Here is a 13,811-nt window from a genome sequence, read left to right on the forward strand (position 1 = left end):
CTTTACACCTCTTTTATAGACCAACTAAAATGACTGTACTTTGTTCATTTGCTGTGTTCCTTTTCTAAATCTGTTAGTCCTGGGCCTTCTTTACCTTTTCTGTATTAGTTTCTCTATATTCATATTCCTAAATATCTTCACACTTAGCTATAGTACATTATAAGCTGGTATAAACCTGGTTAAGTGAAATACCTTTATACGCATGCTAAACCCTCATAAGGCAAATAATAGCCTGATTACAATCTACTATCTTATTGTTATAATAATAACGATACATACACATGTTCATCATTATATCATTGTCACATCTTGGTCAATAGAACCATAACAGTTTCTGGTTAAAGCTAAGTCAGGAGGAATAACAATTGGTTAAAATTAAAACCCCGCAACAAATTGCCTTGATGGCTGAGGCGGGTAAAATATTGACTGCCTGTCACCGAGAACTACGCAAGATGATCCGTCCAGGTATAACTACTCTGCAAATCGACTCCTTCGCCGATGACTTCATTCAATCCCACGGAGCGAAAGCCGAGCAAAAAGGATATAAAGGCTATCCTTTCGCAACTTGTGCTTCGGTCAATGATGAAATTTGCCACGGGTTCCCAACCCAAACCCCTCTTAAAGAAGGCGATATCGTCACTATCGACATGGTTGTCAATCTCAACGGATGGCTGGCTGATTCAGCCTGGTCTTATGCAGTGGGGCAAATATCAGAACAGGCTGAGAAGCTCCTGAAAGTGACGAAAGAATGCCTTTACATCGGTATAGAAAAAGCTATTATTGGCAATCGGCTCGGTGATATATCCAATGCAATTCAAGTTCATGCCGAATCCCACACGTTTTCAGTGGTACGTGAGTTTACAGGACATGGGATCGGTCAGGACATGCATGAAGATCCGCAAGTTCTCCATTATGGGCCTCCCAACAAGGGACTCAGACTCAGTGAAGGGATGGTTTTTACCATCGAACCGATGATTAATCTAGGTTCTTACAACCTAAAAATTGACCAGAATGGGTGGACAGCTAGGACAGTAGACGGCAGACTTTCGGCTCAATATGAGCATACCTTGGCCATCACCAAGAATGGTCCGCTGGTTTTAACAGAACAAGACTGATACGTTCCCTTTAGGAAATCCTTGTTATAGAAATCAAACCCAACCCATAAGATTTATAAAACTTATGGGAGGGGTTAGGTGAAAAAACATCTATTTTTAGGAATAATTCTTGGTATTGGTCTCTCACTCATTTTCTTAAATCCCATATTTTCGGTCTACTCTAGTAATTCAAATGTTATTCGGCATACATTTAACAATCAGCTTACATTACTTCTTCCACACACAACCAGAGCAATGGAAACCAAAATTATTGACCGCGGACAACTCTTGTATAGTGTTTACCTCGATGATCAGACGATGTTGGTTAGGGGATATATACAACTCTGGAATCTAAATGACCTGGAAAACTACTTAGTGGAAAGCCAAAGAATTAGTACCTTTGATTTTAGCTCTTACACATTGAAACCAATTAAAGTGGCTAATTTTAACGGCTATTTAAGCGAATGGACCGCATCCTTTGGCAAGAGTTACAAGATTTCGGGGATGGAGTACTGGTTGAAAAAAACAGATTCCGGCAACGTATTAAGAATTTCCTTTTTCACGGATGCAAACGCCTTCACGAAAGAGCAGCTAGACTATATAAGCAACATTATCCGCTCGATTAATTGGAGTGCTTAAACGAAATTCCTTGATCTCTTGCCTCTGGTATTCAATCAATCTCTATTCCCATAAGGATAGAATCATAAAATTTGCCGTTAATAAAAAACTCACGAGTAATTGTTCCTTCGAACAGGAAATTAAAACGTTGATACAAATCTATGGTAGCTTGATTATCACTTCGAACTTTTAAGTTGATTTTACGTATTAAACGGATTTCTTTCGCCCAGTTAATCATATATTTTATAAGTTCCGTCCCAATGCCAAGCCCCCAATATTATTTCATTATTTCATCTCTGACTTCTCTTCTCTTGAAATTGAATATACACTACAACAATTCGGTTCTACCCTAGTATCGCACACTTTTCTGTTAGACTAAATTCCGGTTCTCAAAATATCCTCTAAGGCAGACTTTAATTCAGGAAATTTGAATTCAAAACCCGCACTTATAATTTTTTCCGGTATAGCCCGTTGACCGTTTAATAACATTTCAGCTTGCATTTTAGTCAATAGGAGTGAGGGGTCGCAAAGATAACTTCCATTCATTCTGACTATGATTTATTTTCCTTGACCTAATTAAACTATTTGACATTAGTCCCTTGGTTCCTTCTGAAATAGCTTAATATTATTACAGTTTATATTCCAAAAGATCCGGTCTTTTACGGATTAATTGCTTTAACAACAAGTGATGCGTAGGCCTGAATTCCTGTCGGAGTAAGGTGAACGCCGTCCGGATAAAAATAGGCGTTATGTCCGCTGCTGGCTTGGTACCAATTGAGAAGAGTAGTGTGTGGATAGCTCGCCGCTACCTTCGTCAAGGTTTGGTTAACCACGTCCTCCCATGGTCGCGGGACACGGGTATTCACCAACACAATCTGTCGAACTTGTCCCAGCGAACTGAGCAGTGTCTTCAACTGTTCCTCAGCGAATGGGCCGTTCGTTCCCAATTCTATAATAACTCGATCTCCTAAGTTACCTTGTGCCTTCAGTTGATCTACTACGTTCTGGGCTTGATACATCTGACGGCCAATTTCCGCACTAACCACAATGCCTGGTAAGAGCTTTTTCAATTCCGGCTCCTCACCAACCATGACAGAATCTCCGATAACAGTAATTCCCTTGCCGATTTCTGAGGCGGGCATATCCACCTGAGTGTCTGCCCCATGTTCAGACGTGGAACTGTTCTTTTGACTTAGATCACCAGACTCAAATACAGTCGGAGATGCAGTCCTTGAGTCGCCTTCGGCTGAAACTTTGCTTGCTGTTGAAACGTCCGGTGCGGAAGGCGTCGAAGGAGAAACATACGTTTGCTTTGCGTTCATAAAAATAATCCCCGCTATCGTCAGGCAAGATATACCAAGAATCAACAATAGTCCAACCATTGTGGCCCAGCCCCTAACCGATACAACTTTCTGACGATAATCCGGATTGTATATCCGCCTAAGCAACTTTTTCCATGCACCATGGCGAATGGGTTCCTCGATAAAGTACCAGGAGAGGGCAGCAAGGGCAATGCTCGCTGCCAATTGCCGGAGAGCAAGCATAAGGTCAAAACCTCCTGTATTTACGACAGGGTTTGTCAAGGCAATGACAGGATAGTGCCAAAGGTAGATGCCATAAGATCGTACGCCAAGCCATCGTAAGGGCTGTTGTCCAAAAAATTTGCCAAGGCGGCTCGCAGGGTGGGCCAGAACAGCCACCACAATGGCTGCAGCCAACGAGAAAAGCAGGAGTCCGCCGCGATAGAGAAATGATTCATACTCATTGGTTTGCCAAATCATCAGGAGCACAACAACCAGTCCTGCTCCTCCGACGATGTCAAGAACACAGCGAGCTCTGGACGAAAGTGTGGCAGACAGTTTCCGGCTGGGCCAGACCAGGGCAAACGCAGCTCCTATCAGTAAGGCAAATGCTCTCGTGTCCGTACCATAATAAACACGGCTGGGATCTGCACCCGGCTGATAAATCAGAGCCATTGCGACGCCCGAAATTAAAACCCCGGCAAGTGTCAAAACAACCAGGCGTCCCCGCCGTGGTACATAGCGCAGACCAAACCAGAGCAGCAACGGCCAGACTAAGTAAAACTGCTCTTCTACCGCTAAAGACCATAAATGTCCCAGGGGGGATAGCGGGCCGAAGCTTGCAAAGTAGGAGACTTGGTGAAAGATTAACCACCAGTTGCTAACATAGAACACCGCCGCCAGCGCATCCTCCCAGAGAGATGTCAAACGGTCAGGAGCAAACAGGGTAACCCAAACAACAACTCCTGTCAGCATGACAAATAAAGCGGGCAACAGGCGGCGGGCCCGCCGCAGCCAAAAATCCTTCAGATCGATGCGCCCTGTCGCGCTCCATTGAACTGCCAGCAGGTCTGTAATAAGATAACCGGACAACACAAAAAACAAGCAGACACCTAAAAGTCCTCCTGAAGCCCATTTCAAGTTTAGGTGATAAGCAATCACCGCGAACACTGCCAGAGCTCGTAGTCCATCCAGGCCAGGCATGTAGCGCCGAGAGTCGTATCGCTGAGAAGGCTGAACAGTCTTAGAAGGGCTGGTATTCTCCAGCCTAGTTTCAACATCACGGATACTCCGAAGTTTGTGCTGTCCTAACCCGGCGTAAATAAGGACGGGCCTTTGCCCATTTTCAATTTGTTGTTTTCTTTGATTCATTCCATCGATACGACCCACATCATTTCACTCCCCAGCCCTAAATAAACTTTCAATTTCTCCGTTCTCCAAGCGTTTGGCAGTCGATGAATATGCGGAGGATTTATTTTTACGATACCAACTTTTTGGGGCGAATGATTTACAAAATGATGAAGAATTGGTTATGGAAAAGTTACGCCAAAAAGAAACTCAAATTAAGGGACAAAAAGAAACCCCTTTGTCAAAATACAGGGGTTTTAATAAATATTTCAGCGGTTAAAATGGCATTGGTTTGGCTTTTAGCATAAAAATCAGCCCTCTATAAAAGAGAGCTGATCAAAACATCCAAGCATTATAATTCTTAAAGCGAAAACCTCTCATGCAGGGCAAACACATGGTCATCTTTATTACCCAGCAAGCAAACAATTATATGCGTTCGTTACTTCTGACACTCCGGACAATACACTGTTGTCCGTCCGGCAAGGCGAAGGCGTTCCAAGGTTTGCCCACAAACTTTACAGGGTTCCCCACCTCGCCCATAAACCTGCAAATCTTGTTCAAACCAGCCTTTCTCCCCGTTAGCATCCCGATAATCTCGGAATGATGTCCCTTGGGCATCGATGCCGGCTTGCAAAACTGTCCTTATGACTGCGTGTAGTTTGAGAGTTTCCTCTTCAGACAAAGAGTCTGCCCGACGTTTAGGAGATATTCCCGCCAGGAAAAGAGATTCATCCGCATAAATGTTCCCTAGCCCGGCAAGAACATGTTGGTCGAGCAAAGCGGCTTTTAAGCTAACTTTTTTCTTCCCGAGACGGTCTTTAAGAACAGCTGCTGTAAACTCTGCTTCTAAGGGTTCTGGGCCAAGTTTGCCTAGTGAGGATTCCTTAACACACAGCGAGGTAGGTATAGCTTGTATCCGCCCAAATTTCCGAAGGTCTGAGAAATGCACTTCCCCGCGTTCTAACGTGAAGACCACATGAGTGTGTTTTTCCGGCTCCTTATGGTCTGCATAATAATTAAGGCGTCCTGTCATGCGCATATGGGCGATTAACGTCATTCCCTCATCCAAGCGGATAAGGAGATATTTTCCCCTTCGATCTAGCTCTAAGATTCGGCGTCCGATGACTAGTTCTGCAAAAGCCTTGTCTTGCCAACCACAAACAGCAGAAGGCCATAGAAGCGTTATGTCGTTTATCTTCAAATCTTTAATGTGCACTGCTAAAGTTCGTCGAATCGTTTCGACCTCTGGTAATTCAGGCATAATGGCTCCTTTACTAGTGTAGCTGCTTTAAACGTCAAGCAGCTATTCTTCAGGTATATATTTCTTCATATCGTACCAATTCGGTCCAACCTTGCAATCCACGGTCATAGGAACAGTAAGGGGAAAAGCGTTTTCCATGGTTACTTTAAGCAGGTGAGCGACACTTTTTAAATCCTCCGGAGCGACTTGAAGTAAGAGTTCGTCATGAACCTGCAAGAGAATGGCCGCTCGGAAGGGCTTTATTTTTTCAGCGACATGGATCATCGCTAGTTTCATGATATCAGCTGCAGTCCCCTGAACGGGGGTATTCATAGCTATTCGCTCTCCAAGCTGCCGTTGAACCCTGTTAGCGTGAAATAATTCAGGAATTCGGCGCAGACGGTTTAACAAGGTACGGACCTGTCCCTCTTGTTTCGCTTGGGCTACCACGCTTTCTAAATAACGTTTTACGCCACTATAGCGCTTAAAATACTGTTCAATATAAAACTTGGACTCTTTACGAGGAATCCCCAGATCCCTTGAAAGGCCAAATTCGGTTAACCCATAGACGAGCCCAAAATTAACTGCCTTGGCGCTTCTGCGCATCCCTGTAGTGACTGCTTCGAGTGAAATGCCGAAAACTTCCGCTGCCGTTCTGGTATGAACATCTTGACCTAAAGCAAAAGATTCGCAGAGAAGAGGGTCTTGGGAGTAGTGAGCTAAAATACGCAATTCAATTTGCGAATAATCGGCCGATAGGAGGACCCAGTCCGGTTCCGTGGGATGAAAGACTTTTCTGAGCAGCCGACCCTGTTCCAACCGAATAGGAATATTTTGCAAGTTGGGTTCTGTACTCGACAAGCGGCCGGTTGCGGTCACAGTTTGTTGGAAGGTGGTATGAATTCGGCCATCTTTTTCTTGGGCTAACAACCCATTGACATAGGTAGACATGAGTTTATTGAGCTGACGATAATCTAAAATCTTCTCGATAATCGGATGAGCTGTACGAAGCTCCTCTAGAGTCTCAGCATCTGTGGAATATCCTGTCTTGGTCTTCTTAGCCGTCGCTAGACCTAATCTTTCGAATAAAATAGTTCCCAACTGCTTAGGAGAGTTAATGTTAAAGGTAGTCTCCGCCAAATCGTAAATATCTTGTTCCAATTGCTTTAAAGTATCGCTAATTCCTTCGCCGAAATGAACCAATTGATCAACGTCGATTCCAATTCCTTGACGCTCTATTTGCGCTAAGACTAAGCTCAATGGTTCTTCTATCGTATGCAGCAATTCTCCTAATCCCAAAGTTTTAATGTCTTCTTGAAATTTAGGGGCTACTTGAGCTAAAGCCGAGGCTTCTTCCGCGACACTCTTGAAAGCATCTTGCTGGGGAACATATTCTTTGACTAAATCAAGGGGGGCGAACTTTGTACGAGAAGATTGAATCAGGTAAGAGGCCAGACCAAGGTCAAAGGCAATCCCCTTTAACAACCTATTTTCATTCTCAAGTAATAACGTCACGGTTTTACTATCAGCTAGAACTTTAGGTACCTGTTCGTTTTCCAAGAGCTCCAACCAAGCCTCAACAACTCTTAAAGATACATCTTCTCGGATCAGTTTAAAAGACTCTCCTGAAACAGCTACACCCCATTCCAGCCAGCGCCCACCCTGCAGCCCGGTCCCTTCATGGCGACAGGCTAGTGTAAGCGTTTGTTTAGAGGTTTGCCACTGTCCAATTTGATGAAGCCAGCCTTCTTCAGAGAGCGCCTGTTCCGGCCAGGACGCTAATGATATTTCAGGAGTTTCATTCTTACGTTCCCCATCGCTGGCATAACGTTCCTGCCATAATCGAGCAACATTCTTTAAATCATACTTCTTCAAAACAGGAAGCACTTTATCAGCTTGAGGACGCCGGTAAATAAAACTGTCCAATGAAAAGGGAAGCGGAACATCTGTCAGCATCGTCGCTAAGGTTTTACTAAGTCTGGCCTGGTCTGCATATTCGATTAAATTACTCTGCAGCTTCTTTCCGGAGACTTTATCCGCGTTCGCCAAAACTCCCTCAACAGTTTCATATTCCCAAAGTAATTTTAGAGCAGTTTTTTCGCCAACCCCCGGAACACCCGGAATATTGTCGGAAGTATCTCCCATCAGGCCTTTCAAGTCGATAATTTGGTACGGGCGCAGCTGATAACGTTCCCACAAGGCATGCTCATCATAGCATTCAACCTCGCTGATTCCCTTTTTCGTTAAGAAAATATGTGTCTTCGGTGAAATGAGCTGCAAGGCATCTCTATCGCCAGTGTATACCTGAATCTCCATGCCCTGAAGTTCTGCCTGCTTTGTCACTGCCGCAATGAGATCATCTGCTTCATACCCTGCTAATTCCAACATAGGTACATCAAGCTCTGTGAGAATTTCCTTGAGATAATCAAATTGCGGGCGCAAACCTTCCGGAGTTTCCTTTCTTTGTGCTTTATACCCGGCATACTGTTCAATCCGTACTGTTGCCTTTGTTTTATCGAAAGCCACTACCCAGTAGTCTGGGTGCTGTTCTTGTTCTAAGCGAAAAAGCATCGTCAGAAAACCGTGCAATACATTTGTCGGACGCCCATCCGACGTCGTCAACAGCGGTAAAGCATAGAAAGCGCGATTCGCAAGGCTGTTTCCGTCTAAAATCACCATTTTGGGCATCGTGAAAACCCCTTTCTTTCGCATTTTACTATATCATACCGGCTGCTTTCTCACAAACATTAAGGCATATGCCTAAGTTATCCATTGACTTAGTCTATTAGAATTCAAGATTGATTTCACGGGTATTTTTCTATCTGGAAAAACATAAAAGCAAGCAGCTCACCATTTAAGTAAGCTGCTTTTTCTGAAATGCGAATCCTATTGCTTTTAGCCAGAAACGAAAAAGCTAGTTAAAAGCATTGATTCACTGTTTCTTTAATCTTCGCCAACATTTTTTTACGGGTCGAATCATCCACTTCGGTTACTGCTCCAAACAATAAATGCTCCACCGGTTCAATTCCTGTGAAACCAAAAACGCCTACATCCATCGTGGTTTTAAAGGCTGCATTCATACCGATAGATTCATAGTGTTCCTCAGGTGCACCGTAGGTATTAATAATCATGCCTTTCTTTCCTTTTAATAAAGGAACGGCACCTTGATCTCCGGCTGTATAGGCAAAGCCGAAGGAAAACACCCGATCGAAATACCCCTTAAGAATGGCGGGCATATTTGACCACCAGATGGGATAAATGAAAATAATGACATCAGACTCCGTAATAAAGTTCTGTTCTGTTTTGATATCCTCTGGAATTTTTCCAGCTTTCATGGAATCGGTATCCTCAGGTTTTAATACCGGTTGAAAATTGAGTTTGTACAAATCACGAACGATTACTTCATGTCCTTTTTCCTTTAAAGCGGCTTCCACCTGATCTAAAATCGCACGATTAAAACTATCCTGATGTTGGTGGGCAAAAACTATTAATTTTTTCAAATTCCCTGCCTCCTTTTATTTTTAGTATTATATTTGAAAGAGAAATTATTCGGATTATCCTCATTGGGTTGATCAGATAGTTACAAACTTTGTCGCGATATTCCCACTAAATGTCCTGTCATGCTCTACAAATAAAATAGTCGGCTGGTATTCAAGCAACAGCTCTTCGATTTGTATTCGGGAAAGTACATCAATATAGTTGAGTGGTTCATCCCAAATATATAGATGAGCTTGTTCACAAAGACTTTTGGCAATCAACACTTTCTTCTTTTGTCCACCGCTAAAGGCTGATATATCCTTATCAAACTGAACTCTAGAAAAACCAAGCTTACGTAAAATAGATTTGAGAAGGCTTTCATCGATCTCGTTATTTGCAGCATAGTCCGTTAAATTACCCTGTAGATAGGATGTGTCCTGTGAAACATAGGATATTTTAAGCTGGCTTCCTTTTCTGAAGGTACCTGTGTAGTTGATATTCTCACCACAGATAAGTTTGATAATGCTGGATTTTCCTGAGCCATTTTTACCTATTAGCGCTATACGATCCCCTTGATCAATTGTAAAGCCTATATCTTTACAAATCATCGTTCCATCGTATAAAATCGAAACATTTTCTAGTTCAGCAAGTCGGTTTTTATGATAAGCAAGTTGAGAGATTTTCAGACAGTCGGCCTCTTCGAGATTATTTAGAAGTTTAGACTTTTCATCAATTGCAGATTGCTGTCTGTTTTCGATTGATTTGGAGCGTTTCATCATTTTGGCGGACTTGTGGCCAACATAACCTTTATCCAGCTTGGAACCGGAGTTTTTTGTTCCATTTTTTGTTTTTTCCACTTGGTGTGACCAGTTGTTCGTCCGTTTGGCGGAATCTGACAAGCGATTAATGTCTTTTCTGAGCTTTTCGTTTTCTGCAAGCTCAAAGCTATCCTGCATTTTTTTATTTTCCCACCAACAAGAAAAATTGCCTTTTTGAATTTCTATAGTGGTCTTATTGATGGAAAGAATGTGGTCAATGCAGTTATCAAGAAATGCTCTGTCATGTGATACCAGAATAAAACCTCTTTTGGTATTAAGATAGTCACTGACCAGCTTTCTTGCGGTCATATCAAGGTGATTGGTTGGCTCATCAATCAATAGAAAACTATTCTCCTTAAGAAACAAAGCGGCCAGCAGCACTTTTGTTTGTTCTCCGTAGGATAATGTAGCAAAAGGACGATATAAAACATCCTCAGAAACTTCTAGCGAGGAAAGTTCACGCATCAATTCCCAATGAAGATAGTCAGGAAAAATGTCGCTGATGACATCAAGGGTATTATTTTCTTTGTTTACTACTTTGAAAGGAAAATATTCAAAGCTGACATTGGCAGAAATATTACCGCTGTATTCATATCTACCAAGCAACAAATTAAGAAATGTTGTTTTACCTCGGCCATTTCTTCCGGTAAACCCCAATTTCCAATCAGTATCTATCTGAAAACTCACGTTTTCAAATATGTTATCATAGTTGCCATCATAAGCAAACGTCAAGTTTGCAACGTTTATTAACGACATAAAATATCCTCCTGTATGTTAAACATAAAAGCTGCAAGAAAGTTAATTCTTGCAGCTCATAAATATACAACAAAACCAACCCGATCTCGGGTGTAGTAAGGATGTATTATTTGAGTGAAAAGAAATAGTAACTTTCTTGCCCAAGCACAACAAAAGCAGCGGTTTCTAGCACCGTTTCTCTAATCTTGTTATGCTTTATATCATTAGCAAGAAAAATTACGCATCTTTCCATCTCCAATCTCCGATTGTTACTTTTAGTTTACTATATTTCCCTGACAAATACAACATGGATAAATCTATATAAACATCTTCGGAATTAGTTGGGAATTGTTATCTGGTGCTTTGTACAGTATTCAAAGAATTTTTTCTTATACCATTTCACCGCCAAGTAAAACCCATACCAATGAGACTCCGGGAAACTCTTTGCCAATTGAACTCCATCGACCTCACGCTGATTAAAATCTTTATGATCGAAATTAAGAAAGGCTTTTCTCAACCATTTATCCTCATCATAAACGATGAGGTCTCGTTCCTGCTTATTGAAAAGTCCTTGTTCGATTAAAGTATTTTGCCAATGTTTTTCCCTAACTTTATTTGTACCTTCTTTAATAAGTGTCTCCAAGAGTAAGTCATAATTTTCAAATCTTACATTCCGGTCAAAATACTGCTTGTGTTTTATTAAATAAGCTTCCAGGTATTTCTTAAGGTTCAGGAAGGCTCGTTGGTATCTCTCTTTATTTTTGATTTCAATCAGCTTATAGGAACCATTAAATTCATCGCTGTAGTCATACTCATAAGACCATTCAACATAAGGAAGGTCCGGCAATTCTAAGGCTTGACAATGCCCGTAAGCTGGCAGCAGATGATCCAAGGATTTTTCATAACGTGTTGGACTTAATCTCTCCCAAAAAGCCAACAGCTCTTCCAAAATCCCCGATTCCACTTTAGTTTTGGCGATACAGTTTTTTATATCATTGACTTTGCTGAGAACTCCGCTGAACCCCTGATGGGAAAATGTATCAGCATATACATGCAAGACGATTCCCAGCTTAATTAAGTCATCTTCAAGAAACACATCTTTAATAATATCCAGGATCACAGGTGATTCTTCAGTGCAACGAAGCATTTTCGTGAAGTTTTCTCCCTTGCAGCCGGGTACAAAATGAAAAGCGGTTGTGTTGTTAACCATCGCCTCATAATTAAAGGTTCTCATTTGAAAGTAGGAGTGACAGGTCGCCATATTAAAGAAGGCCGGTCGATGATTCACCCGATCATGCAAGAGCTGCAAACTCGGCAGATTATTGATAAACATCAAATTAATCTTAGCATCATCGACAAATTGTGATGCATAGGCGATTGTTAAGGCGCTGTCTTTATTAAAGCCACAAGCTCGACAGAAAGCTAAGATGGCATAGTAATGGGCATCTCTGTTCATCGCTATCCTCCTTAATGGCTGACCTATCATTTTTTCCTTGTCATTGCACCATTTTATGCAGCGAACCAATAATATGTACTATAAATTGGTAGATTGTCCGACCATTTGAGGAGTGCTACAATATAGTTTAGCTTTGAGATTAAATCATCAAAACGTAACAAACAGATTCATCATGATTCAATGAAGGGAGTCCGTCGTGAAACCTAAGAACATTTATCTTCTCATCAGCGTCATACTGACGTTTGTCCTCCTGGTAGCCTGCACTCTAAAAGGAGTATTTATTGGCTTCCCCTGGCATTATGTTTTATTAACTTTGCCTTTATCGCTTGGCGAAGGGGATATTCTCTCAAGGAAATCATCCAGATGTCTTATCGGGGAGGCAGGAAGTCCTTGATTGTCTTACGAATTCTCATCTTAGTAGGTGCTATAACTTCCCTTTGGATAGCATCCGGAACGACACCAGCCATCCTTTACTATGGAATACAGTTGCTGAACCCCAAGTTTTTCCTCGTGTATGCCTTCTTAATTAGCTCAGCAGTCTCTTTTTTGCTTGGAACCTCTTTTGGAACTGTCAGCACTGTTGGGTTAGCCTTAATTCTAATGGCCAAAAGCGGCCACGTTAATTCCGATATCGCGGCGGGAGCTATTATTGCAGGAGCTTATTTCGGTGACCGATGCTCCCCAATGTCCTCAAGTGCTAATTTAGTCGCTAACTTAACAAATTCGGATCTTTATGCGAACATTAAACGTATGTTCAAGACGGGAACACTGCCCTTTCTCTTATCAACGCTAGCCTATCTTGGCCTATCCTTAAATCATCCCTTGACGTTTACAGGCAATACCATGCTGACTGAGATATCCCACCTCTTTTCCCTAAACTGGCTTGTGTTTTTACCGGCTCTTGTGATCCTCATCCTTGCCTTTCTCAGGGTTGATGTTAAAAAATCCATGCTTATCAGCATTCTTCTTGCTGGTTTTATTAGTTTAGATGTACAACATAGCAACGTTCCCGAACTTATTAAAATAGCCCTTTTGGGTTTTAATCTTCAAATAGACAGCCCCCTTAAAACGATTCTCCAGGGCGGAGGAATCTTTTCTATGTGGAAAGTAACCGTTGTCGTTTATTTCTCTTGTTGTTTAGCCGGTCTTTTTTCGGAGACCAACATTTTAGAGGACTTGGATGAGCTTCTTGCCAAAGCAAAATCTCACTCGAGCAGATTTCTAATGACAACAAGCATGAGTATTCTAACGTCAATACTTGGCTGCAGTCAAACCATCTCCATCGTCTTAACCCACTCTTTGATGGACAAAGTTTATGCTGAGGGTAAATCGTCAAAGGCTCAATTGGCACTCGACTTAGAAAACACTTCAGTACCTTTAGCTGCGCTGATACCTTGGAACACAGCGAGTTTTGTTCCGTCTTCAACGCTGAATGTAAGTCTGGTTGGTTTTATGCCTTTTGCTTTTTTCCTTTATCTTCTTCCACTAGTTCAAATACTCTCTATTAACATTACTAATCTGAGAACTTCACCGACTCACCATTATAGGAGAACTATATAGGAGACCTACATTATTTTAAAAAAGTTCTGATCAAATCTTTATGACATCAGTGTCGAGAACTTTAGGTTAACTATGGCGACTAAGCGATAATTTGTCCTAATCTATTTGCAAAAAATAAGAATTAATCCACAAGAAAGAGCTCTGCACACATTAAGGTGTTCAGAG

General features: G+C 41.9%; 11 protein-coding genes and 1 pseudogene. 4 read left to right on the plus strand and 8 right to left on the minus strand.

What is annotated here, in order from left to right; translation table 11 throughout:
• The first annotated feature begins 365 nt into the window (after positions 1-365).
• Positions 366-1,115, plus strand: a complete 750-nt coding sequence (gene map, locus VZF35_RS03680) for a type I methionyl aminopeptidase (protein ID WP_407311108.1) — start codon at positions 366-368, stop codon at positions 1,113-1,115.
• A 78-nt stretch (positions 1,116-1,193) separates the two neighbouring features.
• The gene (locus VZF35_RS03685) at positions 1,194-1,733 is read left to right on the plus strand and encodes a hypothetical protein (protein ID WP_407311110.1); all 540 of its coding nucleotides are present in this window, start codon (positions 1,194-1,196) and stop codon (positions 1,731-1,733) included.
• A gap of 31 nt (positions 1,734-1,764) precedes the next feature.
• On the opposite strand, the pseudogene VZF35_RS03690 reads toward VZF35_RS03685, so the two are convergent.
• From VZF35_RS03690 to VZF35_RS03700, 3 genes and pseudogenes are all read right to left on the minus strand, one after another.
• Positions 1,765-1,977 (minus strand): annotated as a pseudogene (locus VZF35_RS03690) (GNAT family N-acetyltransferase); the annotation flags it as partial.
• A gap of 110 nt (positions 1,978-2,087) precedes the next feature.
• Positions 2,088-2,258, minus strand: coding sequence for a DUF1731 domain-containing protein (locus tag VZF35_RS03695; RefSeq protein WP_407311112.1), 171 nt, complete (start codon positions 2,256-2,258; stop codon positions 2,088-2,090).
• Between the two features lie 113 nt (positions 2,259-2,371).
• Positions 2,372-4,216 (minus strand): acyltransferase family protein, encoded by a 1,845-nt coding sequence (locus VZF35_RS03700; RefSeq protein WP_407314432.1) that lies wholly within the window; start codon positions 4,214-4,216, stop codon positions 2,372-2,374.
• A 241-nt stretch (positions 4,217-4,457) separates the two neighbouring features.
• Between VZF35_RS03700 and VZF35_RS03705 the strand changes: the two genes are divergently transcribed.
• Positions 4,458-4,640 carry a hypothetical protein gene (locus VZF35_RS03705; RefSeq protein ID WP_407311114.1) on the plus strand — a complete coding sequence of 61 codons (183 nt, stop codon included), beginning with the start codon at positions 4,458-4,460 and terminating at the stop codon, positions 4,638-4,640.
• Between the two features lie 159 nt (positions 4,641-4,799).
• Here the strand turns inward: VZF35_RS03705 and mutM are convergent, their stop codons facing one another.
• From mutM to VZF35_RS03730, 5 genes are all read right to left on the minus strand, one after another.
• Complete coding sequence (mutM, locus tag VZF35_RS03710; RefSeq protein ID WP_407311116.1) at positions 4,800-5,621, minus strand: bifunctional DNA-formamidopyrimidine glycosylase/DNA-(apurinic or apyrimidinic site) lyase; 822 nt, start codon at positions 5,619-5,621, stop codon at positions 4,800-4,802.
• 42 nt (positions 5,622-5,663) lie between these two features.
• Positions 5,664-8,288 carry a DNA polymerase I gene (gene polA, locus VZF35_RS03715; RefSeq protein ID WP_407311118.1) on the minus strand — a complete coding sequence of 875 codons (2,625 nt, stop codon included), beginning with the start codon at positions 8,286-8,288 and terminating at the stop codon, positions 5,664-5,666.
• 230 nt (positions 8,289-8,518) lie between these two features.
• Positions 8,519-9,100: an NAD(P)H-dependent oxidoreductase gene (locus VZF35_RS03720; protein WP_407311120.1), complete on the minus strand. Its 582-nt coding sequence runs from the start codon at positions 9,098-9,100 to the stop codon at positions 8,519-8,521.
• A gap of 72 nt (positions 9,101-9,172) precedes the next feature.
• Complete coding sequence (locus VZF35_RS03725; protein WP_407311122.1) at positions 9,173-10,651, minus strand: Lsa family ABC-F type ribosomal protection protein; 1,479 nt, start codon at positions 10,649-10,651, stop codon at positions 9,173-9,175.
• A 316-nt stretch (positions 10,652-10,967) separates the two neighbouring features.
• Complete coding sequence (locus tag VZF35_RS03730) at positions 10,968-12,086, minus strand: DUF6765 family protein (protein WP_407311124.1); 1,119 nt, start codon at positions 12,084-12,086, stop codon at positions 10,968-10,970.
• 363 nt (positions 12,087-12,449) lie between these two features.
• On the opposite strand from VZF35_RS03730, the gene VZF35_RS03735 reads away from it, so the two are divergent.
• Complete coding sequence (locus tag VZF35_RS03735; RefSeq protein WP_407311126.1) at positions 12,450-13,646, plus strand: Na+/H+ antiporter NhaC family protein; 1,197 nt, start codon at positions 12,450-12,452, stop codon at positions 13,644-13,646.
• Positions 13,647-13,811 lie beyond the last annotated feature (165 nt).

The sequence above is a fragment of the Desulfosporosinus paludis genome (assembly GCF_045689965.1).
Lineage (GTDB): Bacteria > Bacillota > Desulfitobacteriia > Desulfitobacteriales > Desulfitobacteriaceae > Desulfosporosinus > Desulfosporosinus paludis.

Bases quoted from the DNA above. Each gene is read 5' to 3' on its own strand.
- mutM (WP_407311116.1), bottom strand. From the start codon at position 5,621: ATGCCTGAATTACCAGAGGTCGAAACGATTCGACGAACTTTAGCAGTG.
- VZF35_RS03735 (WP_407311126.1), top strand. From the start codon at position 12,450: ATGTCTTATCGGGGAGGCAGGAAGTCCTTGATTGTCTTACGAATTCTC.
- VZF35_RS03695 (WP_407311112.1), bottom strand. From the start codon at position 2,258: ATGAATGGAAGTTATCTTTGCGACCCCTCACTCCTATTGACTAAAATG.
- VZF35_RS03700 (WP_407314432.1), bottom strand. From the start codon at position 4,216: ATGCCTGGCCTGGATGGACTACGAGCTCTGGCAGTGTTCGCGGTGATT.
- VZF35_RS03730 (WP_407311124.1), bottom strand. From the start codon at position 12,086: ATGAACAGAGATGCCCATTACTATGCCATCTTAGCTTTCTGTCGAGCT.
- VZF35_RS03725 (WP_407311122.1), bottom strand. From the start codon at position 10,651: ATGTCGTTAATAAACGTTGCAAACTTGACGTTTGCTTATGATGGCAAC.
- polA (WP_407311118.1), bottom strand. From the start codon at position 8,288: ATGCCCAAAATGGTGATTTTAGACGGAAACAGCCTTGCGAATCGCGCT.